Annotated in this window: 21 protein-coding genes; 13 read left to right on the top strand and 8 right to left on the bottom strand. The window is 68.1% G+C overall.

What is annotated here, in order from left to right; genetic code table 11:
- Nucleotides 1–27: 27 nt before the first annotated feature.
- From V7060_RS04160 to V7060_RS04140, 5 genes are all read right to left on the bottom strand, one after another.
- Nucleotides 28–510: a copper chaperone PCu(A)C gene (locus V7060_RS04160; protein WP_334177981.1), complete on the bottom strand. Its 483-nt coding sequence runs from the start codon at nucleotides 508–510 to the stop codon at nucleotides 28–30.
- Nucleotides 507–662: a hypothetical protein gene (locus tag V7060_RS04155; RefSeq protein ID WP_334177980.1), complete on the bottom strand. Its 156-nt coding sequence runs from the start codon at nucleotides 660–662 to the stop codon at nucleotides 507–509. The genes V7060_RS04160 and V7060_RS04155 overlap by 4 nt, the downstream gene beginning before the upstream one ends.
- Before the next feature lie 17 nt (nucleotides 663–679).
- Nucleotides 680–2,881, bottom strand: coding sequence for a TonB-dependent receptor (locus tag V7060_RS04150; RefSeq protein ID WP_334177979.1), 2,202 nt, complete (start codon nucleotides 2,879–2,881; stop codon nucleotides 680–682).
- A gap of 62 nt (nucleotides 2,882–2,943) precedes the next feature.
- Nucleotides 2,944–3,342, bottom strand: coding sequence for a DUF2946 family protein (locus V7060_RS04145; protein ID WP_334177978.1), 399 nt, complete (start codon nucleotides 3,340–3,342; stop codon nucleotides 2,944–2,946).
- A 62-nt stretch (nucleotides 3,343–3,404) separates the two neighbouring features.
- On the bottom strand, nucleotides 3,405–4,688 hold the full coding sequence (locus V7060_RS04140) for a sialidase family protein (RefSeq protein WP_334177977.1): 1,284 nt from the start codon (nucleotides 4,686–4,688) through the stop codon (nucleotides 3,405–3,407).
- Between the two features lie 118 nt (nucleotides 4,689–4,806).
- Here V7060_RS04140 and xseA point away from each other — a divergent pair, with 118 nt between their 5' ends.
- The 7 genes from xseA (at nucleotide 4,807) to V7060_RS04105 (ending at nucleotide 11,384) form a co-directional block, all read left to right on the top strand.
- Nucleotides 4,807–6,135: an exodeoxyribonuclease VII large subunit gene (gene xseA / locus V7060_RS04135; protein ID WP_334177976.1), complete on the top strand. Its 1,329-nt coding sequence runs from the start codon at nucleotides 4,807–4,809 to the stop codon at nucleotides 6,133–6,135.
- A 153-nt stretch (nucleotides 6,136–6,288) separates the two neighbouring features.
- Nucleotides 6,289–6,864 (top strand): hypothetical protein, encoded by a 576-nt coding sequence (locus V7060_RS04130; protein WP_334177975.1) that lies wholly within the window; start codon nucleotides 6,289–6,291, stop codon nucleotides 6,862–6,864.
- 29 nt (nucleotides 6,865–6,893) lie between these two features.
- Nucleotides 6,894–8,072 (top strand): peptidoglycan-binding protein, encoded by a 1,179-nt coding sequence (locus tag V7060_RS04125; RefSeq protein WP_334177974.1) that lies wholly within the window; start codon nucleotides 6,894–6,896, stop codon nucleotides 8,070–8,072.
- Nucleotides 8,073–8,094: 22 nt separating this feature from the next.
- Nucleotides 8,095–8,652: a hypothetical protein gene (locus V7060_RS04120; protein WP_334177973.1), complete on the top strand. Its 558-nt coding sequence runs from the start codon at nucleotides 8,095–8,097 to the stop codon at nucleotides 8,650–8,652.
- A gap of 71 nt (nucleotides 8,653–8,723) precedes the next feature.
- Nucleotides 8,724–9,068 carry a ribonuclease E inhibitor RraB gene (locus tag V7060_RS04115; RefSeq protein WP_334177972.1) on the top strand — a complete coding sequence of 115 codons (345 nt, stop codon included), beginning with the start codon at nucleotides 8,724–8,726 and terminating at the stop codon, nucleotides 9,066–9,068.
- 105 nt (nucleotides 9,069–9,173) lie between these two features.
- On the top strand, nucleotides 9,174–10,940 hold the full coding sequence (locus V7060_RS04110) for a VWA domain-containing protein (protein ID WP_334177971.1): 1,767 nt from the start codon (nucleotides 9,174–9,176) through the stop codon (nucleotides 10,938–10,940).
- 60 nt (nucleotides 10,941–11,000) lie between these two features.
- A complete protein-coding gene (locus V7060_RS04105; RefSeq protein ID WP_334177970.1) occupies nucleotides 11,001–11,384 on the top strand; it encodes a hypothetical protein in 384 nt (127 codons plus the stop codon).
- Nucleotides 11,385–11,406: 22 nt separating this feature from the next.
- Here V7060_RS04105 and V7060_RS04100 read toward each other — a convergent pair whose 3' ends face one another.
- Nucleotides 11,407–14,313 (bottom strand): EAL domain-containing protein, encoded by a 2,907-nt coding sequence (locus V7060_RS04100; RefSeq protein WP_334177969.1) that lies wholly within the window; start codon nucleotides 14,311–14,313, stop codon nucleotides 11,407–11,409.
- 263 nt (nucleotides 14,314–14,576) lie between these two features.
- On the opposite strand from V7060_RS04100, the gene V7060_RS04095 reads away from it, so the two are divergent.
- The 5 genes from V7060_RS04095 to V7060_RS04075 all read left to right on the top strand — a co-directional run bounded on the left by V7060_RS04095 (nucleotide 14,577) and on the right by V7060_RS04075 (nucleotide 19,196).
- Nucleotides 14,577–15,131: an RNA polymerase sigma factor gene (locus V7060_RS04095; RefSeq protein WP_334177968.1), complete on the top strand. Its 555-nt coding sequence runs from the start codon at nucleotides 14,577–14,579 to the stop codon at nucleotides 15,129–15,131.
- A gap of 2 nt (nucleotides 15,132–15,133) precedes the next feature.
- Nucleotides 15,134–16,261 (top strand): hypothetical protein, encoded by a 1,128-nt coding sequence (locus V7060_RS04090; RefSeq protein WP_334177967.1) that lies wholly within the window; start codon nucleotides 15,134–15,136, stop codon nucleotides 16,259–16,261.
- Nucleotides 16,258–16,851, top strand: coding sequence for a YigZ family protein (locus V7060_RS04085; RefSeq protein WP_334177966.1), 594 nt, complete (start codon nucleotides 16,258–16,260; stop codon nucleotides 16,849–16,851). The genes V7060_RS04090 and V7060_RS04085 overlap by 4 nt, the downstream gene beginning before the upstream one ends.
- Before the next feature lie 100 nt (nucleotides 16,852–16,951).
- Nucleotides 16,952–18,730 (top strand): ABC transporter transmembrane domain-containing protein, encoded by a 1,779-nt coding sequence (locus V7060_RS04080; protein ID WP_334177965.1) that lies wholly within the window; start codon nucleotides 16,952–16,954, stop codon nucleotides 18,728–18,730.
- 85 nt (nucleotides 18,731–18,815) lie between these two features.
- Entirely contained in the window at nucleotides 18,816–19,196 is a 381-nt protein-coding gene (locus V7060_RS04075; RefSeq protein ID WP_334177964.1) for a hypothetical protein, read from the top strand.
- A 4-nt stretch (nucleotides 19,197–19,200) separates the two neighbouring features.
- On the opposite strand, the gene V7060_RS04070 is transcribed toward V7060_RS04075, so the two are convergent.
- Both V7060_RS04070 and V7060_RS04065 read right to left on the bottom strand, forming a co-directional pair.
- Nucleotides 19,201–20,349 carry an acyl-CoA desaturase gene (locus tag V7060_RS04070; protein WP_334178092.1) on the bottom strand — a complete coding sequence of 383 codons (1,149 nt, stop codon included), beginning with the start codon at nucleotides 20,347–20,349 and terminating at the stop codon, nucleotides 19,201–19,203.
- An 11-nt stretch (nucleotides 20,350–20,360) separates the two neighbouring features.
- On the bottom strand, nucleotides 20,361–21,464 hold the full coding sequence (locus V7060_RS04065) for a ferredoxin reductase (RefSeq protein ID WP_334177963.1): 1,104 nt from the start codon (nucleotides 21,462–21,464) through the stop codon (nucleotides 20,361–20,363).
- 104 nt (nucleotides 21,465–21,568) lie between these two features.
- Here V7060_RS04065 and fabR point away from each other — a divergent pair, with 104 nt between their 5' ends.
- Nucleotides 21,569–22,225, top strand: coding sequence for an HTH-type transcriptional repressor FabR (fabR, locus tag V7060_RS04060; protein WP_334178091.1), 657 nt, complete (start codon nucleotides 21,569–21,571; stop codon nucleotides 22,223–22,225).
- The last annotated feature ends 3 nt before the right edge of the window (nucleotides 22,226–22,228 follow it).

Below are 22,228 nucleotides of genomic sequence, written 5' to 3'. Positions count from 1 at the left end.
AAAGGAAGAAAGGGAATCGACCGGGATTCAGTGGTGCGTGGCGGTCGCCGGAGCACCGAGCGCCCGGACGTCGAACACGACAGGCACCCGGCCCGCGCGTTCGAACACCAGCGTGGCGTCGACGCGCCCGCCGGCTTTCAGCGCGACCTGCGGCTGGATGAACATCAGATGGCGTCCGCCGGGCTTCAGTTCGGCGGTGGCGCCGGCGGGCAGCGGCAGGCCATCGGCGAGGCGGCGCATGCGGGCGACGCCGCCTTCGTCGCGCATCTCGTGGATCTCCACGCGCTGCGCCGCGGCGCACTCGACGGACAGCAGGCGGTCGTCGACCTGCGTACCGTTGTGCAGCGTGAGGAAGCCGCCAGCCACTGGCGCGCCCGGCGGCACCTCGCGCAGCCAGGGTGACGCCACGTTCATGCGCGCGGCAGGCCCGCCATCGCCTGCGGCGGCGGGTGGCGTCGGCTGGCATGCCGCGAGCGACAGGGCGAGCAGAGCGGCAAGGGGAAGTTTCATTCCTTCGTCTCCGTGTCGAGGGTGGATACGGGGGTGTCGAACAGCGTCAGCAGCCGTGCGGCCGCATCGGCGTGCGCCAGGCAATGGAGGCCAAGCCCGCACGCCCATGCGATCAGCCAGGTGCCGACACCGAGCAGGAAAATCGTGCCCATGGGGTTCTCCAGCCGCATCAGAACGTCTTGCGCAGCACGACTTCCCAGCTGCGCGGATCGCCGAGGTAGGCCATCGTGCCGCCGAGCGCGTACACCACATGGGCGCGGTCGCCGAGGTTGCGGCCGCGCACGGTCAACTCCGTGCGCTCGCTCCACCGGAAGCCCACGTGGGCACCCCAGGTGGCGTAGCCCGCCGTCGACAGCGTGTTGGCGGCATTGGCGTAGCGCGAGGACACGCCGCGCACGTCCACGCCTGCGGACCAGCGTGGATCGAACGTGTAGTCCACCCACAGGTTGCCCACGCGCGAGGGCGTGTTGGTGGGCCGGTTGCCTGCGCGCGAGACCGGCACGCCACCGACGTTCTCGTAGAAGTCGTCCAGCGTCGCATCGACCCAGGCCAGGTTACCTTCGACGCTCAACGCATCCAGTGGACGCCAGCCGAACGTGGCTTCGACACCCCGCGAGGATTGCTGGCCCACCGGCAGCGTCTGCCCGGGATTGGCCGGGTCGGTGATGGCGAGATTGCGGCGCACGATGCGATAGGCGGCCAGCGTGGCGAAGCCGGTGCCGTCGCGCGTCTGCAGTTTCGTGCCGATCTCGCCCTGGCGTCCCGTGGTCAGGTCGAAGTCGCGCAGCGCACCGAAATTGGCCGTGCTGAGGATGCCGGCCGGCGGATCGGCCGCCGTGCTGTACTGCGCGTAGACGCTCGCCTGTGGGGTGACGGCCCAGTTCAACGCGGCGCGTCCGGTGGTGGGGGTGTACTCGCGTTCGAAGCGTGCGGGATTGGTGGGCGTGACCGCGCGATGGTTGACCACGTCGAGCACGATGCGATCGCGGCGCAATCCGGTCAGCAGCGACAGCGAAGGCGTCAGTCCGGTCAGGTTCTCGGCGTACACCGCCTGCGTGTGCAGCCGGTTGGTGCGGTCGGGCGTGTAGACGATCGCGGTGCCCGGGACGTCGAGGAAGCGACCCGGCGTCCTTGCATCGAGCGGCACCGTGTCGACGGTGCCCGACAACGACAGCGGAAAGCGGGTCTGCCGGTTGTAGCTGACGTCCAGGCCGGTGGCCCATTGCGTGCGCAGGCCGAACAGCGCGCCTTCGTGGCGCCATTCCAGCCGGTTGCCGTAGACCTGCTGGTCGTGCCGCTGCAGCAGCGTGCCCGAGCGGACCACGCCGTCGTTGCCGGCCGTCAGGCGGTAGCTCTCGACGTTGCGGTAATCGCGCAGCGCGTCGTAGTGGTAGACGGTGTTGCGGACGGTATCGCGCTCGCCGGGCGTCCATTCCAGCAGCGATCGCGCCCACCGCACGTCCTGTCCGTAGTAGCCGTCATCCACGTTGTAGTTGCGGCCGATGGTCTGCGGCAGCACCGACAGGCGGCCGGTCGCCGGCTGGCGCACCGGCGTGCCCCAATAGGGGCGATGGCTGTCCTCCTGCTGATACTCCACCGCGAGGGTGTGCCGCAGCGACGGGGAAACCTGCGCCAGCCACGAAGCGGCCAGCGTCGACGCCTCGCGTTCCTGTCCATCGACCCAGCTCTCCGCATCGCGCGTGCTCGCATCGAGCCTGATCGCCTGCCGCGCGGCGTCGCCACCGACGCGCAGGTTGGCGCCCATCGCCAACGTGCCGTCCCGGAACGATCCCCATGACGCCCGCACCACCGCCTCGTCGCGATCCAGCCGCGCCAGCCGGGTGACATAGTTGATCGTGCCGCCAACGGCACCCGCACCGTAGAGGAAGCTCGACGGACCACCGATGGCCTCCACGCGCTCGTACTGCCACGCATCCACGGGACGCGCAGCGATGCTGGCGTACTGCACGTCGATGCCGTTGAACACCTGGGTGATCTGGCTGCCGGAGAACCCGCGATAGGTCACCGCGTTGCCGTTGCCCGGCGGCGAGGCGACGGTCAGGCCGGGAATGCCGGCCAGGGCTTCCTGCGTCGTGCGCACGCCGCGCGCATCCAGCGTGTCGCGGTCCATCACGGTGACGGACGCCGGCGTCTCCCTGATGCTCAAGGCCAGGCGCGTGCCGGTGCCGGCGTCCTGATCGAGTCCGGCCCGGTGGCCTTTGACTTCGACCGTATCGAGCTGCGTCGCGCGGGAACCGTCGGGCAACACGACCGGCTCGGCGGCGAGCACGACGATGGGGAATGACAGGGCCGCGGCAACGGCCACGGACAGGCGCGACGCACGCGGCGTCGCCCAGGGAAACAGGGACATGGAAACTCCAAAGCACAAGGACGCGGCGCACCGGCCGCACGATCAACGAGGGGTCTTGTGGTTCAGAGCAGGAGGGGCGGCCCTTGTCCGCCAAGGCCGCGCAGGCGCGTCCGCCCCGCGCGGGGACGCACGACGACATCCGCGATGACGTCGCCCGCAAGACGCGGGAACAGCAGCGCGATGCACAGCAGCAGCAACGGCAGCACGGCCGCCAGCACGCAGTAGGCGCAGTCCGCTCCCATCGGCATGCCGGCGGGCGCCGGGGATTTTTCCACCGGCGATTCGGCGCGCGTATCGACCCACTTGATGCCGTCGCTGGTACACAACTCGGTCCAGCCAGCGAGCACCTGCATGCCGGCGCTGGCCACCCAGCGCGTGACCGACGGTGCGAACGCCATGAGCAACGCGGCCACCAGGGCCAGCTGCAGCATCGGTCTGAGGAAGGCGGAAGAGCGGATCACCGCGTGATTCTAAGCCCTGGGACGGGTGTGGAGCCTATGCGACGAAGTGTCGCATCCGTGCATCAACGGAAGACCACGCGTGCACCCTTCAGGCCTGGCGTGTCGCCGGTGACGTCCGTCCATGCCAGCCACGCCGCGTCGCCCTTGGCCTGCAACCGCGGAATCCCGCTGGCGCGGCCGCGCGCGGACAGGGTGGCGACCTCGACGCGCCGTGCGTGTTTCCACCTGCCGTCATAACGGCCGAGGACCAGCGTCTGGCGTTCGTCGGGCGCCTGCTCCAGCCAGCTCACCAGCAGATGATCGCCGGCGCGCGCCAGGCCCAGGCGCCCGAGCACCTGCATTCCCCTGGCCAACGTCACCGGCGCACCGAACGTGTCGCCGGCATCGTCGGAGCGCGCGGCCCGCAGTTCCGGTTCGCCATCCGCTTCGGTGTACCACGCGACCCACACCGTCTCGCCCTCGGCCACCGCCACCGGGCCGTTGACCGGACAACCGGCGATCTTCCAGCCGTCCGTGTGTACGTCGCGCGGGGGCGTCCAGCGTTCGCCATCGAAACGCACGATGCGCGTATCGCGGATCTCGCCATCGCCGCGCCCCCGATAGACGACGACCACGCCGCGATCGGTGACGGCGGACGACGTGGTGCAGCAATCGCAGGTGGACGTGTCCAGCGGCCACTCGCCGGCCTGCTCGGCCTGCGCATCGTAGGTCGCGGCGCGCAGCATCATCGCCGCACCCCCGGCGTGATCGTGCCCGCCCGCATCGTGACCCGCATGTCCGGATGCCGCCTTCTGCCGGCTGTCCAGCCACGCGATACCCAACCGGTCGCGCGCCTGCGGCCAGAACGTCACGAAGCCATGGTCGCCGGGCGTGCCGGAGGGGTGCACCAGCTGGGGCGTGGTCCAGGTCGCGCCACCGTCGCCGGAGCGCACCAGGTCGATGCCGTAATCCATCCGCGAGGGTCCGGTGCTGCGCAGCCAGTGCGCCCACAGCGATCCGTCGGGCAACGCGTAGACGTGCGGTGTATCGGCCCAGTTGACGAACCATCCGGCGCCTTCTGCGATCGTCTGCGGCGGCGTCCACTCCCCTGCATCACCCGACAGGCGACTGAAACGAAGACGATGGCCCGCCTCGCCCATTGGTTCGACCCAGCTCAGCAGCAACGCACCGTCCGGCGTCGCCACCAGGTCGGGCTGGGCGGCGCGGGGCGGCGACGGCAGCATCAGTGCTTCCACCAGGGGCGCCGGATCGGCGTCGGCGGGTGCCGGCACGTCCGCGGGTGCGCAGGCCGAGAGCGTCGCGAGCAGCATCGGCAACACGGGGCGGGACCAGCGGGACAAGGACATGAGGACGATTCCGGCCATCGGGACCCGGGCATTCCATCACGGAACGCACCCGAGGGACTGCGACCGCGTGTCGCAGGCATTCGCGGCACCTGCCGGCGTCACCGTTTATCCTTGCGGCATGGCCGACACCGCACGCGACATCCTCACGCCGACCCAGCTCAACACGCTGGCGCGCGACCTGCTGGAAGGCGCGTTTCCGCTGGTATGGGTGGAGGGCGAGCTGGGCAACGTCACGCGCCCCGCATCGGGCCACCTGTATTTCACGCTGAAGGACGCGCGCGCGCAGGTGCGCTGCGCGATGTTCAAGCCCAAGAGCCAATGGCTGAAGTTCGCGCCGCGCGAGGGACTGCGCGTGCTCGCGCGCGGCCGGCTGACCCTGTACGAAGCACGCGGCGACTACCAGCTGGTGATCGACAGCCTGGAAGACGCCGGCGAAGGCGCGCTGCGGCGTGCGTTCGAGGAACTGAAGGCCAGGCTGACCGCCGAAGGCCTGTTCGACGATGCACGCAAGCGTCCCCTCCCCGCCCACGTGCGGCGCCTCGCGGTACTGACCTCGCCCACCGGCGCGGCCGTGCGCGACGTACTCAGCGTGCTGCAGCGCCGCTTCCCGCTGCTGGAGGTCGACGTGCTGCCCGTGCAGGTGCAGGGCGAAACGGCGGCGGCACAGATCGTCGACATGCTGCAACGCGCGGCGCGCAGCGGTCGCTACGACGTGCTGCTGATCGCGCGCGGCGGCGGCTCGCTGGAGGATCTCTGGGCGTTCAACGACGAACGCCTGGCGCGCGCCATCGCGGCGTCACCGGTGCCCGTCGTGTCCGCGATCGGCCACGAGACCGACTTCACCCTCGCCGACTTCGCCGCCGACCTGCGCGCGCCGACGCCCTCCGTCGCGGCGGAGTTGCTGGTACCGGACCGCCGCGACCTGCTGGCGCGCGTGCAGGTGCTGCAGCGCCGGCTGGCCACCCTGCAGACCCAGCGCCTGCGCAATGCGATGCAGCGCGCCGATCGCGCAGCGCTGCGCCTCAACGCGCTGCGACCGCAGGCGCGACTGGAAGCGTTCGGGCGCCGCCAGGAAGACGCCGCGCGTCGCCTGCACGCCCTCTGGCAGCATCAGCAGGCCCGTCGCGTCGCCGCGCTCCGCCATGCCGACGCGATCCTGCGTGCGCACGCGCCACAGCGTCGCCTCGAACAATTGCGCGAGCGCCTGCTCGCCCTGGCGCCGCGCCCGCAAGCGGCAGTTGCGCGCACGCTGCAACGCGATGCCCTGCGCCTGCGCGCCCTCGCCCGCTCGCTCGAAGCGGTCAGCCCGCTGGCGACCGTCGCGCGAGGCTACGCCCTGGTGACCAGAGAGGACGGCACGCTGGTGCGCTCGGTGACGCAGGTGGAGCCCGGAGACAAGGTCCAAGCCCGTCTTGCCGATGGAACGCTGGAACTGACCGCGGACTGACGTCGCCTCAGCAGTGGCTTTTGACCTGTCTTCATGCCTTGTCCACACCGCGAGCAAGGTCGGCCGACACGAGAATGTAAATAGAAATGACGCCAACCCCATGGCTAGACTTCGCCGTTGCGGGGAAGGCCATGTATGGCCAAGGAGATGTCCATGCGCCAAGTGCGTTGCATGACAGCGCTTTTCGCGTCATTTGTCTGGCTGACGGCTTGCGCCACGTCGTCCTCCCTGGGCGAGGAAAACATCGTGAGGCTCGCCACCAAAGATGCATCGGTGGTGATGAAGGTTAGCGGCGATGCGGACGGGGATGGCAACGACGATGTCCTGCTCGTCATCGATCGCAAGCGCAGCGACGGCTCCCACCCGCGAGGGTTGCTGATCTTTCTGCGTGGTCCAGATGGCTCGCTGACGGAGGCGCTAGACAATCCCCATGCCATCCTCTGCCGTGCCTGTGGCGGAATGATGGGAGACCCGCTTGAAAGCCTGAGCGCCGAGAAGGCCGAGCTGAAGCTCCGCTTCGAGGGCGGCTCGCGTGAACTGTGGTCCAGCGAGTACAGCTTCGCCTACATGCCTGGGAACAAACGATGGCGACTGGTCAGCATCGTCCATCACGGACTGGATCGCCTTGAAGGAAGGTCCGTGGAGCGACGGCAAGATCTTTCCCCTGTCGATACCGTATTCCTGGAACGCTTCGATCCTGCCGATTACCCGGCGGATGCGATTCCCTGACCCAACTCCCGTCGAAAAGGACTTTTTCGGTGCCTAACGAGAACGAACTCTCCCTGCTGCGTGCGGCACGCGAAGCAGGCATAGCCTCACGCGAGGAAATGGCCAACTTCATGGCGCAGATGGGCCATGAGTCTTCAGGTTTCACCCTTATGGAGGAGAGCTTCCGGTACACGCGGGGCATCAACCAGATCCCCGTCAGATCCGCGCGTCGAGAAGGCCTTGAAGCGCTTGAGTCCGCACGACTTGAAGCGCTGCAAGGCAGGCCCCAGGAATTGGCACGGCTGATGTACGGCAACCGTATGGGTAATGACGATGCTGGCGATGGCTATCTGTATCGTGGCCGCGGATACACGCAGTTGACCGGAGAGAGCAACTACGCAACGGCGGGAGCGGCGCTGGAGCTGGATCTGACACGCCATCCCCAGCTTGCTGCAGATCGTGGAAACGGCGAACGCATCGCCCTCTGGTTCTGGCAGAACGAAGTGCCTGAACAGGAGCGCGATGATGTCTCCAAGACAACACTTGCGATCAACAACGGCGAAAATGGTCTGGAAGACAGGTTGAACCGCTATGACGCCTGGCGTGCCGTGCTGACACCGGAATTCGTCGCTGACCTCGACGCGGGACGTGTTCCCGCCGGCAACCCTGTCCTGCCAGCGGTCGGCCGGCCTGCCATGGAGGATGGTGCACTACGCCGTCTTGAGACGGGCGACGAAGTTCGACAACTCAATGAACAGCTGCGCGCGCTGGACGTCCGCGCCGAACGGAACCGGCGCGTGCCCGAGGGCGACGTCTTTACACAGGAAACGGAACAGGCCGTCCGAAGTTTCCAGGAGCAGCACGCGCGCGCCGTCACGGGACGGGCGGATCCGTCAACGTTGAGGGAGATCGAACGTGCGGCGGAGCAACGCAACGCCCGACCTGACGATGTCCAGCCTCCACCAGACATCGTCCAACCACTGCCCGGTCGGGACCGCATCACGCAACCCGATGCGGGCACGGGCGACCGGGACCTCGACCGGCTGGCTGCCGCTGTTTTCGCGGGCGATGACAGAGCTGCGAACCGGGTGATCGCACAGATCGCCGGGTCCGACCACATCCGGAAACTCGAGCAATGGGGCCGTGAACTCCTGACCGAAGGTCCATCACAGGATGTGCATCAGCAGGACACGCTTCACGAGCCACTCGCTCGTGGACTATCCATCTGACCGCTGCGGCAAGGGACTGCCTATGTACGACGAACAAGAACTCCGCAGCCTTATCGCATCCCTGCATAACTCGCTCAAGCTTCAGGCCGCCATGATGGCCAAGTTCGAACAAAGCGAAATCAGCATGCAGACCAAGGTCAACCAACATATGCGGGCGCTGCAGGATGCGCTTTCCTACAGCGGCAACCAGGTAAAGACGATCGTCGACAATGCCTCCAGCATTATAACCGATGACGCAAGGAAGACTTTGTCGCCCATTGCAACCGGCTTTGGCCACGACGTATCGGCGCGACTCCAGTCGGTGCACAGGACCTTGTCGATCTGGTGCGGGGTCGCTATAGCGATCCTGCTACTGGTACTTCTGTGCGGCTGGATGACACTGGCTCATTATCGCCAGGAGCTGGTAGCCGTCAGGGATGAGCTGCAACGCCACGAGGATGCCATCCCCGTGTTGCAGGCATATGCGGCGTCGGACGCAATCCTTTGTAGTGGCGTTATCTGTGTCAATATCGACACGGAAAGCCGACGACTGGGCGACAGGCGCCAATATCGACAAGCGCGGCAGCGACCCATGCCCTAGTCGATGGCATGCAATTCATCCTTCGCTGGAGCGTCAGCTGTCCTTCCGCATCCAGACCATCAGGAGCACCCATGATCACCCACGAACAATTGGTCGAGATGTTCGACAACATGGCCAAGGAAACGCCGTGGGACCTGCGCAAGCCGCTGGTGTGGGGCTACTTCTTCACCCATGGTTCGCGTCCCGCACTGGAGGCCGTCGTGCCGCTGCTGCAGGAACAGGGCTACCGCGTGATCGCGCTGTATCTCGAGGACAAGGAGAACCGCAAGGATCCGGACCTGTGGTGGCTGCACGTCGAGAAGACGGAAGTGCACACGCCGGACAGCCTCGACCAGCGCAACCAGGCGCTGTACCGCTTCGCCGACGAACACGGACTGGATGCTTATGACGGCATGGACGTCGGGGCCATCGACTGACGCTGGACAGCCCGCTTGGGGACTGGCCAGCCGAATGCCATCCCCCCGAACCCCGTTTTCCAGGCCCGCGCGTTCGACTTCCTGTCCCACACACGGAGTCACGCCATGTCGCACCGTCTCACCGTTACCCTGCTGGCCGCAGCCTTGCTGGCCGCCTGCCAGTCGAATCCCACCACGCAACACTCCCCTGACGCGGAAGCGGCTGCCGCCGCCGACGCCTACGTCGCCAACAGCGCCGCCGACGCAACGCAGCGCGAACAGGCGACGCTCGATCGCGTGACCGTCACCGGCAGCCGCCTGCGCAGCGAACAGGCGAAAGCCGCGATCGCCGCGGGCCACGCGTACGCACCCGCCGCGCCGCCGCCGGCTCCCGCGATGATGATGGAGTACCGCACCGCCAACGCGGTCGCCACGTATGCGGCACCGGCCAATACCGAAAAGTACGCCGCACGCGATGACAATCCGGTCCGCCGCACGGTGGACGAGCCGGTATCGACCTTCTCCGTCGACGTGGACACCGGCAGCTACAGCAACGTGCGCCGCATGTTGCGCGAAGGCCAGCGGCCGCCCGCCGACGCAGTACGCGCGGAAGAGTTCATCAACTACTTCCGCTATGGCCATGCCGCCCCCATCGACCGCAGCCGCCCCTTCAACGTGACCACCGAACTCGCACCGGCGCCCTGGAATACCCGGCGCCAGCTGCTGATGGTCGGCATCAAGGGCTACGACGTACCGAAAGCGACGCTGCCGCCGGCCAACCTCGTGTTCCTGCTCGACACCTCCGGCTCCATGGAGTCGCCGGACAAGCTGCCGCTGCTGAAGCAGTCGTTCGCCCAGCTCGTCACCCAGCTGCGCAGGCAGGACCGCGTCAGCATCGTGGTCTATGCCGGCTCGGCCGGTCTCGTGCTGCCGCCGACGCCCGGCGATCGGCACGACGAGATCCTCGGTGCGCTCGACCGGCTGCAGGCCGGCGGCAGCACCAACGGTGGCGACGGCATCCGCCTGGCCTATGCGATGGCGAAGCAGGCCTTCGTGAAGGACGGCGTGAACCGCGTGATCCTGGCTACCGACGGCGACTTCAACGTCGGCACGGTCAGCCAGGATGCACTGGAAACGATGGTCGCCGACCAGCGCGCGTCCGGCATCGCGTTGACCACGCTGGGTTTCGGCACCGGCAATTACAACGATGCGCTGGCCGAGAAGCTGGCCGATGTCGGAGACGGCAACCATGCCTACATCGACACGCTGCAGGAAGGCCGCAAGGTGCTGGTGGACGAAATGCAGTCGACCCTGCTGACCATCGCCCGCGACGTGAAGATCCAGGTGGAGTTCAATCCCGCCCTGGTGTCCGAGTATCGGCTGATCGGCTACGAGAACCGCGTGCTGGCCAACGAGGATTTCGCCAACGACAAGGTCGATGCCGGCGACATCGGTGCGGGCCACGAAGTCACCGCGCTGTACGAGATCACGCCGGTCGGCAGCGGTGCCGACCGCCTGCCCGCGTTGCGTTACGGTGGTGGCAAGCAGGTCGCAAGCGGCGCATCCATGGACGAAGTCGCGCACGTGCGCCTGCGCTACAAGCTGCCTGGCCAGGACAGCAGCCGCCTCATCGAGACGCCCATCGCCCGGACGTCGCTGACGGCGCAACCCAGCGATGCGTTCCGTTTCGCGAGCGCGGTCGCGGCCTATGCCGACCTGCTGCGTGGTGGCCAGCGCATCGACGGCTGGAACTGGAGCGACGTCGCGCGCACCGCACGCGCTTCGACAGGACGCGACCCCCACGGCTTGAAGGCGGAGTTCATCGGCATGGTGGACCAGGCCCACAAGCTGGTCGCGGTGAAGAGCGATGCACCGGCGATTGCCGCGGATTGAGCCGAACCGAGCGGGGCCGCATCGGCGGCCCCGCTCCTCGACAGCAAGGAGCAAGGTGCCATGCGGACAGGTTGGATCATGCTGTGCGCAACGCTTGCGATGCCGGGCATGGCACTCGCAGACAGCTGCGGGACAGCGGTGACGGTCGTCAATCACAGGTCGTATCCGGTGACCGTGACGATGAAGAGCTTTTACATGGATCGCGAACTGCCCGCCCCTGCACGCGATGACTTCGACACGCCCATCCTGACGGGCGAGGTGCCGCCCCACTTTTCCAGCGTCGTCGACGTCGAAGTGGCTGCGGGCCAGTCCATCGGCATCCCGTTTCGGCGCCTCTGCACGGGCGACTTCTGGCTCAACTGGAAAGTAATTCCTGCCACGAGCCAAGCGATCTCATCTGGACAACGTCGCCCTTACTACGGAGGGCCCATCGATATTCGCTAGTGCGGGTGAACACACCGCATGGTCACGCCGCGTCAGCCGCTGCTCTCTCCATCTGCGCCGCCGGCCGCCCCAACAGATAGCCCTGCCCAAGGTGGCAACCGAGGTCGATCAGCGCCTGCCGCTGCTCCTCGGTTTCCACGCCTTCGGCGATCGTTTCGATGCCGAGCGTGCTGGCCAGTGCGAGAATGGCGCGCACCAGCGCCAGGCTCTCCGGACGCGCCTCGTTGCCAAGGCCGGATACGAAACTGCGATCGATCTTCAGCACCGAGATCGGGAACCGGTGCAGGTAGGACAGCGCGGAGAATCCGGTGCCGAAGTCGTCCAGCTGCGCCAGGATGCCGTGCTGGCGCAACGTGCGCAGGATGCGCAGCGTGCGTGGTGCGTCGTCGAGCAGCGCGACCTCGGTGATCTCCAGCCGCAGGCGCGATGGATCGGCGCCCTGGGCCTCGAACATCGCCAACAGGCGGTCGCCGAAGTCGGGCGAACGGAAATGCCGCGGCGAGACGTTCACCGAGATATAGCCCTCGACGCCGCGCGCGATCTGCCGCACCACCTGCTCGTACAGCAGCCAGTCGACCTGCTCGATCAACCCGCTGTGCTCGCCCAGGCCGATGAACTCCGCAGGCAGCAGCAGGCCGCGCCGCTCGTGCTGCCAGCGCAGCAGCGCCTCGTGGCCGATGACACGCCCATCGTCCATGCGCCGGATCGGCTGGTAGAACGGGATGAAATCGCGATGGTTGATCGCGCGGCGCAAGTCGGCCTCGAGATCCAGGCTCTGCACGGCGGCTTCGCGCATCGCCTCGTCGAACATCGCGCAACGGTCGCGTCCCTGTTCCTTCGCGCGGTACATGGCGGCGTCGGCATCGCGCAGCAGTTCCTCGCCGTTGCGATAGCGCGGATGCCACACCGCGATCCCGAGGCTGGCGGACGGAAACAGTTCGCGGCCGGCCACCCACATCGGCAGGCCGAGCACGGCGAGCAGGCGCTGGGCGAACTCGCGCACGTTCTCCACGCCTTCGGCGTACTCGACGAGCAGGGCGAACTCGTCCCCGCCCAGCCGCGACACCACGTCCTCGTCGCGCACGCTCATGGTGATGCGGCGCGCCACTTCGACCAGCAATTCGTCGCCGGCGGCATGCCCCATGCTGTCGTTGACCAGCTTGAACCGGTCCAGGTCGAGGAACAGCACCGCGAACGCCTGACCGTCGCCATGCCGCGCACGTTCGATGGAGGCAGCCAGCCGGTCGAGCAGGTGCGGGCGGTTCGGCAGCCCGGTCAGCGCATCGTGGGTGGCCTGGTGGGTCAACTGCTGCTCGATGCGTAGCCGCTCGCCGATCTGGCCACGCAGCTGCAGGTTGGCCTCGGCGAGTTCGCGGGTGCGCTCGTCGACGCGGCGCTCCAGCTCGGCGTGCGCGCTGCGCAGGCGTTCCTGCGCACGCTGGCGATCCAGGCCATTGCCGATGTGGTGGGCGACGAAGGTCAGCAGGTTCTGGTCGTGCGTGGTGAACTTCACCTCTTCGGAATAGCTCTGCACGACCACCGCACCCACCACGTCCTCACCGCGGAACAGCGGCACGCCCAGCCAGCTGTGAGCGGGCGGACCGTGCTGCAGCACCTTGCCGGCGTCGGCCAGCTGGCCGACCACCTCGCGGTCGGCCAGCAACGGACGACCGGTATCGATGACGTACTCGGTCAAGCCGTTGGTCATGCGCCGCGCCTTGCGCATCGGGTCCCGTTCGTCGATCGAATACGGGAAATTCAGGTCCCTGCCATCGTCCGACAGCAGGGCGATGTAAAAATTGCGCGCGTTGATCAGCTCATCGACCACCATGTGCACGTCGGCGTAGAAGCGCTCGAGGTTTTCCGAGGTGATGGCGAGGTCGGTGATGCGGAACAGCGCACGCTGCAGCTTCTCGGCGCGCTTGCGCTCGATGATCTCGGCCTGCAGTTCGCGGTTGGCGCGCTGCAGTTCGTGCGTGCGCACGGCCACGCGATGCTCCAGTTCCACGTGCGCGTGCTTGCGGTCCAGCGCGGTGAGGATGTGCTGCGCCACGTAGCCCAGCAGCGCGCGGTCCTCGTCTGCGTAGCTCGCCGGCGCGTCGTAACTCTGCACGACGATGGCGCCGCAGACATGGTCGTCGCGGCGCATCGGTACGCCCAGCCAGTCCAGGCTGTCCGGGCCGTGCGATGGATCGCGCACCACGCCCAGCTTCTGCCGGATCACCGCCGACGGTCCGCGCAGCGGCTGTCCGTGGCGCAGCAGTGCGAAGGTCATGCTGTTGACCATTTCCTCTTCGCTGAATTCGCGCTCGGGCTCGGCGATGTACGGGTCGCGCTGGTCGGCGAAGTAGAGGAACCGCACGGTGCGTCGCTGGTCGTCGTACAGGACGATGTAGCAGTTCTCCGCATACATCAGCGAGTTCACCACCGCATGGATGCGGCGGAGCATCTCGGGCATCTCCAGGTCGGCACCGGCGAGGTCGGCGATCTCGTACAGCGCCTGCTGCAGGCGTTTGGACTTTTCCAGCGAGACCACGCGGGCCTGCGCGCGCGAGGCGTCCAGCGAGGTCACCAGCAACGTGCGGGCCAGCATCACCCAGGAGGCTTCGTCGTCGTCCGCGAAGGGCGCCGGCAGCGAGAGCGCCAGCGCGACACGGGCGTTGCCGTCGGCGTTGTCCCACGCATGCACGCGCAGTTCCGGCCCATCGTGGTCGACCATCGCTTCGGCGAGGGCATGCTCGGCGCGTCGCCGCAACGCGATGGATGCCCCGGGCGTGGCGCCACTGGCATTGCCGAGCGCCCAGTCGCGCCAGCAGACCGCCAGTTCCGCGCCCGCCGGCAGCAGCCCACGCAGGACCAGCGCGATCCGTTCCGCTGGTGAGGCGTCCGCGCTGGCCGGGTTGTCGGTGCTGACCGATGGCGTAGGCATGCCCATATTCCGACCGAGTCGGTGTGCTGTATCCGGATTTCCCCCGCGGCGAGCATACCGCCTGCCACCCCCTGAACGGAAACCGCTGCCGCAACCCCGGCAAAGGCGTCCGGACGTTCGTCCTGCACGTGTCTTCCGCCACCGCCACCGCCGCCTGCTCCACAGCCCGCAGGGTTCCTGGCGGGCAGGCGTCGATGGACCCGGCGGCGCTCGTGCAGCCGCACGGCTTCACGGGCACTCGTGGACCGCTTACGCTGGCGGCAGTGAACGACCTCGCAGAACCCGCCGACGAGACCCTGATGCTGGCCTACGCCGCAGGCGACGCGTCGGCGTTCGAACAACTGTATGCGCGCCATCGCGGCCCGCTGTACCGCTTCCTGTTGCGGCACCTGCGCGATGCCGCGCTGGCCGACGAGTTCTTCCAGGACACCTGGCAACGCGTCATCAGCGCGCGCCAGGGCTGGAAACCGGAAGCGGCGTTCGGGACCTGGCTCTACCGGATCGCGCACAATCGCCTGAACGACCATTGGCGCGCGCTCAAGCATCGGCCGGCGGCGCCGGCGGATGCGGACGAACGGACCGCCCGCGTGCCGGACCCCGATACGCCGGAGCGCCAGCTGTCCGACTTCGAACAGCGGCGGCGGTTGCAACTGGCCATGGACGAATTGCCGCCGGAGCAGCGCGAGGTGCTGCTGCTGCGGCTGGAGCGGGAACTGACCCTGGAGGAGATCGGCGAGATCACCGGCGTCGGCCGGGAAACCGTGAAATCGCGCCTGCGCTATGCGATGGACCGGTTGCGGACGAGATTGAACGAATGAGCATGCCCCACGAGCCCCTGACCCCCGAAGAGCGCGCCCTCGCGCAGTCGTTGTCGCGACTGGATCCGCATGGCGGCCCGTCGCCGGACCTGGATGCGCGCATCCTGGGCGCGGCGCGTGCGGCCGTTCAGACGGCGCCTGCGGCCGGTGGACGCGTTTCATCCCACCGTCGTCGCTGGCCGCTGGGAATGGGCGTGGCGGCGTCGGTGCTGTTTGCGGCCGGTATCGCCTGGCAGCTTCGCCCGGTCCACGAGGTTCCGGTGGCCAGCGAAGTGCCGATGGAGACCGAGCGGTCGTCGGGCGTGCCGGCCGACAGCGCCCGGGTCGTTGCGGCGGATGCGGCGGCACCGGCCGCCGAGATGCCCGCGCCGCCCGCTGCGGTGACGCAGGAGGTGGCTCCCCCCGTGCCAGCCAAGGTCCTGTCATCGTCACCCGTCGAGCGCGGAGTTCCGGCCTCGGGACCCGCCCGCCAGAACGCGGAGGCCGTCGCGCGCCAGGCGCCTGCGCCGAAGCGCAGTCCACTGGCCCTGATACCCGCGCCTGCCAGCCCGCCTGCGCCTCCCGCATCGGAAGCGGTGCCGCAGGCGTTCCCCGCCGACGCAGATGGCTACACGACCCCCGCCGCGGCGGCTACTGCGGCCGTGCCTGAAGCCAGCGTGCGCGAACGTGCGCAGTATCGCGTCGCGGCACAGCAGGAACAGGAGCAGCGCGCCCGCCATGAAGAAGATCAACGGGAAGCGGTGGCCAAGGCCGCGAACCAGACCGACCCGTCCCTTGACCGCATCTCGGTGACCGGCAGCCGGGTGAAATCGCGCGAGCGCCAGGCCAGGCCGCAGGATGCCGCCCCGGCACCCTCACCTGTCCTGTTGCCTCCCCCGCCACCTCCGCCCGCCGCGAGTGCCGGCAGCGTCCAGCCCAGTGCGGCCCGCAATGCGCTGCGTCGTACCGACCTGCAGGTGCCGGTGGACGCGGACACGCGACTGCCACCCGACGAGTGGCTGGACCGCATCCGCCTGCGCCGCGACTTGGGCGACAACGCCACGGCCCTGCGCAGCCTGCAACTGTTCGTGCAGGAGCACCCGTTCCAGCGCGTGCCGGACGACCTGCGCCCGCTGCTCGGCACGCTGTGAGCGACACGCTCGCCGCGCGCGCCTCGCAGTTGCTGGAGGTGAAGCACAGCCGTTTCCTCGCACAGGCGGCACCCGTCGGCAGCGCCGATGACGCGCTCGCCTTCCTGCGCGAGATCGGCGATCCCGCCGCGACCCACAACTGCTGGGCCTACCGGATCGGCCAGGAGTACCGCTCCAGCGACGACGGCGAGCCTGCGGGCACGGCCGGCCGGCCGATCCTGGCCGCCATCGATGGCCAGGGCTTCGACCGGGTGATGGTCGTGGTGACGCGGTGGTACGGCGGCATCAAGCTGGGGGCTGGCGGCCTGGTCAGGGCCTACGGTGGCGCGGCGGCGGAGTGCCTGCGGCTGGCGCCACGCGAACCGCTGGTCGTGCTGGCGAGTGTGGAACTGATCTGCCCGTTCGACGACCTGGGCCATGTGCACGGGGCCTTGAGCGTCCATGGAGCCGTGAAACAGGACGAAGGCTTCGACGAAACCGGGGCGCGGTTGCGCGTGCAGTTGCCGGCGGATCGCGTCGGCGCCTTGAAATCCCAGCTCCGCGACGCCACCCGTAACCGGGTGCGCGTTATCGAACCCGCCCAGTCGTAGACGGCAGGTGTTTGTGGAAGGGGCTTCCGGCACGCAGGAAGCACGGCGGCCTGGACGGGGCTGAAGCCCCTCCCACAACCGCTTCGAAGACGGATCCCCGATGAGCACTCCACCCGATTCACCGGACGGCGCAGCCGCCGGACCGAAAGCCAAGCTGGGCACCCTGCGCGCCCTGTGGCCGTTCGTGCAGCAACACGCTGGCCTGTTCAGCGCCTGGCTGCTGGCGCTGGTACTGGCGTCGGCCGCGACGTTGAGCCTGCCGGTCGCCTTCCGCCAGATGATCGACAACGGATTCACCGATGGCGCGAACATCAACCGCGCCTTCCTCTTCCTGTTCGTGGTGGCCGTCGTGCTGGCGCTGGCGAGTGCCGCGCGCTTCTATTTCGTGTCGCTGCTGGGCGAGAAAGTGGTCGCGGACCTGCGCGGACAGCTCTACGGCCACCTGATCGGACTCGACGCCGAGTTCCACGACCGCACCCGCAGCGGCGAACTGGTGTCGCGGCTCTCCGCCGACAGCGAACTGCTGCGCACCGTGGTCGCCACCAGCATGTCAGTCGCCCTGCGCAGCAGCGTCACCGTCATCGGCAGCCTGGGCATGCTGTTCTTCACCAGTCCGCGGCTGGCGGCATTCGCCCTGATCGGTATCCCATTGGCGGTCCTGCCGATCGTGCTCGGTGCGCGCCGGCTGGAGAAAGCCTCGCGGGCCAGCCAGGATCGCGTGGCCGACGCCAACACGCTGGCCAGCGAAACCCTCGGCGCCGTGCGCACCGTACAGGCACATGCGCGCGAACCCTATGAGCGTGGCCGCTTCGGCGCTGCCATCGCGACTGCGGTGGACACGGCGCGCCGCCGCATCCGCGCACAAGCCTGGGTGACGGCGGCAGCGATCACGCTGATCTTCGGCGCCATCACGCTGGTGCTGTGGTCCGGCGCGCACGACGTCATCGACGGCACGATGACCGCCGGCACGCTGGGCCAGTTCGTGCTGTACGCCCTCATCGGCGGCGGCTCGGTCGGCGCCCTCGCCGAAGTCTGGAACGAACTGCAGCGTGCGGCCGGTGGCATGGGCCGCATTGCCGAACTGCTGAATGAAACGCCGGCGATCCGCGCCCCCGCTGCGCCGCGCGCACTGCCGACACCGGTGAAGGGCGAGATCCGCTTCGACAACGTCTCGTTCCACTACCCGTCGCGTCCCGACCTGCCCGCGCTCGACGACTTCGACCTGATCGTCCATCCGGGCGAAACCGTCGCGCTGGTCGGTCCATCCGGCGCGGGCAAGAGCACCGTGTTCTCGATGTTGCTGCGCTTCCACGATGCACAGGCCGGCAGCGTGCGTGTCGATGGCGTGGACCTGCGCGAGCTGGACCCCGCCGCACTGCGCGAACACATCGCACTGGTGCCGCAACAGCCGACGATCTTCGCCGCCAGTGCCGGCGAGAACATCCGCTACGGCAAGCTGGACGCCACCGACGCGGAGCTGCACGCCGCCGCCGAAGCCGCCGAGGCCGACGATTTCATCCGCGAACTGCCGGGAGGCTTCGACAGCCAGCTGGGCGAACGCGGCGCACGCCTGTCGGGCGGCCAGCAGCAGCGCATCGCGATTGCACGCGCCCTGCTGAAGAACGCGCCCATCCTCCTGCTCGACGAAGCCACCAGTGCGCTGGACGCCCAAAGCGAGCGCGCCGTGCAGCAGGCGCTGGAACGCCTGATGGAGGGCCGCACCACGCTGGTCATCGCACACCGCCTGGCGACCGTGCTGAAAGCGGACCGCATCGTGGTGATGGACCGTGGCCGCATCGTCGCGCAGGGCACGCATGCCGAACTGCTGGCGCAGGACGGCCTGTATGCGGAACTGGCGCGCCTGCAGTTCCTCGACTGACGGCGATGGCGGCACGCGCCTTGCGCGGTGACGACGGCGCACCGCGTGGTCTAGGATGCGGCCGTCTCCCGGCCGGAAGCCACGCATGATCCCCGAATCATTGCCGCCGTTGCTGCGCGGGCTGGGCACCGCCCTGATCCTGGTAACCAGTGCGCTGGTCGTGGTCGTGGAGCGCAGACCCGATGACGATGCCGCGTCGCGGGCCGCGATGACGCAACTGGCGGTCAATGCCGAAGAAGCCCGGCGTCATGGCGGGACCGGCGCCGATGCGATCGCAACGGAGGTACGCCTGCTGCGCCTGCAACTGCAGGACAACGACCTGGCGGACGACGTCTTCGAGAACCCGTGGTTCCAGTGGCTGGGCCTGCTCGGCACCGCCCTGATCTCGGCCTCGTTCTTCGCCGAGTGGCGCCTTAAGCACGATGTGGCGCGCGCAGCCAAGGCCGCGGCGCCGGACAACCCCTGACGGCTTACGCCATCGCGTCGGCCTGCACCAGCGCTGGCACATGGCGCGGGCGGCTGGGGAAGGCATGCCGCACGATGCGCCAGCACACCTGGCCGAACTGGGTCAGCAGCGTGCCAGTGTTATAGTGCTGGCCGTAGCGCGCGCAGATGGCACGCACTTCCTTGGCCATCTCGGCGTAGCGGTTGGCCGGCAGGTCGGGGAAGAAATGGTGTTCGATCTGGTGGCTCAGGTTGCCCGACAGCACATTGATCAGGAAGCCGCCACGCAGGTTCGACGAGCCACGCAACTGGCGCAGGTACCAGTGGCCGCGCGATTCGTTCTTGATGCATTCCTTCGGGAACGTCTCCGCGTTGGCGGTGAAGTGGCCGCAGAAGATGATCACGTAGGTCCACACATTGCGCAGGCCATTGGCGACCATGTTGCCCAGCAGTACCGGCAGGAAGAACGGGCCGGCCAGCGCCGGATAGATCACATAATCCTTCGCCAGTTGTTTGCCCATCTTGCGCACGACCGGCGCCGATTTGCGGCGCAACTGCGTGTTGGTCATCTTGCCGCTCCACCAGCGACCCAGCTTCAGGTCCTGGATGGCGATGCCCCACTGGAACAGCAACGCGAACACCACCGCGATGAACGGCTGCATCAGGTAGAACGGGCGCCACTTCTGCTCGGGGAAGATGCGCAGCAGGCCATAGCCGATGTCGTCGTCCAGCCCGCGCACGTTGGTGTACGTGTGGTGGCGGAAGTTGTGCGTATGCCGCCAGTTGTCGCTGGTGGCGACGATGTCCCAGTCGTAGGTCTTGCCATTGAGCTGCGGGTCGCCCAGCCAGTCGTACTGGCCATGGATCACGTTGTGGCCCAGTTCCATGTTGTCCAGGATCTTGCCCAGCCCCAGCGACAGCGCACCCAGCGCCCACAGCACCCAGAACAGCCAGCCCACCGCACTGTCGGCCAGCCACAGGCCACCGGCAATGGCCGCGGCGAACAGCAGCACGCGCCCGGCCAGGTTGGTGTAGCGCACGGCCTTCACCACGTTGCGGATGTAGCGCGCGTCGCGGGCGCCCAGCGTCGCCACGGTCTTCGCGCGCAGCGCGTCGAGTTCTTCGCCGAAGCGGTCGAGTTCGTCGGCGCTGAGCGTGCGGTTGCGGGAGGGCATGTTGTCGGCCATTACAGATCCAGCTCGAGGTCGGTGGCGGCGCTGTGGATGCACAGCTTCAGCGCCTGGGTGGGTTCATGGACCAGCTCGCCACTGGGCAGGTGGCGCGTGCTGCCGGCGGACTTGCCGCAGGCGCAGGTGTTGCAGATGCCCATGCGGCAGCCGGAGGGCGGCCTGAGGCCCTGCGCCTCCAGCGCCTCCAGCAGCGACGTGCCGCGTGCCACCCGCAGGGTGCGCCCGCTGCGTTGCAGGCGGATGTCGATCTCGCCTTCGTCGACCACAGCGACCGGCGGCGCGGTGAAGGCTTCGGCATGGAAGGCGGTCACGCGCGAGGCCAGCAGGCCACGCGCGGCTTCCACGAACCCGCCAGGACCGCAGGCCATCACCTGTTGCGCGGCGAGCTCACCGCCATGCGCGGAGAGCAAGGCGTCGCCGATACGGCCTTCGGCTTCGTCGGCGGACGCGGCGGCCTCGCGCGTCAGCATCAGGCGCAGGCGGAATCGCGGGTGGGCGCCGGCGAAGGCGCGCAGTTCATCGAGGAAGCAGGCTTCGTCGCGGCGGCGCACCCAATAGAGCAGCGTCACATCGACCGGCATGCCCTGCCCGGCCAGCTCGCGCACCAGCGCCATCAGCGGGGTGATGCCACTGCCGGCGGCCAGCAGCAGGAAAGATCCTTCGGGCGACGCCGGCAGCGTCATCTCGCCGAAGGCATGGCCCAGTTCGACGATGTCGCCGATGCGGGCGTCCCGGCACAGGTGCCGGCTGACCCGGCCGCCTTCGATCGCCTTGATCGTGACCGGCAGCAGGCCGTCCGCGCGCGACGGCGCAGTCAGGCTGTAGCTGCGGGTGACCCGGACACCATCGATGTCCACGCCCAGGTTCACGTGCTGGCCTGCCCGATGGCCTGCCCAGTGACGATTCGGCTTGAACAGCAGGGTCACCGCGTCGACCGAAGCCGTTTCCCGGGCGACCAGCCGCGCCAGCGGCCGTTCCCAGGTCCACGTGCGGTGGACGCGCGAGGCCCAGAAATCGAACACATCCGGCTTGACCAGGGGGCGGATCAGCCGCGCAAGGGGACCGGACCGGCGGAGGGGCGGACGGAACTGTGCATTCATGGCAGACACTATACCGCTGTGAAGACGGATGTGTATACACTTGTATATTAATTTACGGGGCTATGATGCCCCCTACCCTTCCGTATGCCCGGCGCCTTCGCGTGATCCCAACCCCGCAACCGCAGCTCCAGGACGATCAAGGCCCCGGCCGCAAGGCGTCGATTTCACGCGAAGACCTGATGGCGGCCGCCCTGAAGCTGGTCGGCCCGCATCGCAGCGTTTCCACGCTGAGCCTGCGCGAGGTGGCCCGTGAAGCCGGGATCGCGCCGAACAGCTTCTACCGCCAGTTCCGCGACATGGACGAACTGGCCGTGGCGCTGATCGACCTGGCCGGCCGCTCGCTCCGCAAGATCATCGGCGAGGCCCGCCATCGCGCCACCAGCAGCGACCGCAGCGTAGTGCGCGGTTCGGTGGAAGCCTTCATCGAACAGTTGCGCGCGGACGACAAGCTGCTGCATGTGCTGCTGCGCGAAGGCAACGTCGGTTCGGACGCCTTCAAGCACGCGGTCGAGCGCGAACTGCAGTTCTTCGAGGAAGAGCTGTGCATGGACCTGGTGCGGCTGGCCGCCCGCGACAACGCGCCGCTGCACGAACCCGCGCTGGTCTCCAAGGCGATCACGCGCCTGGTGTTCGCGATGGGTGCCACGGCCATGGACCTGCCGCCTGAGAAGGATGCGGAGCTGATCGAGCAGCTGTCGGAGATGGTGCGCCTGATCATCACCGGCTCGCGCGCGCTGGCCTCGCGCGGCGGCGCGCGCTGACCG

This window comes from Pseudoxanthomonas sp., from assembly GCF_036845285.1.
Lineage (GTDB): Bacteria > Pseudomonadota > Gammaproteobacteria > Xanthomonadales > Xanthomonadaceae > Pseudoxanthomonas_A.
This window is presented reverse-complemented; position numbering and strand designations above follow the sequence as displayed.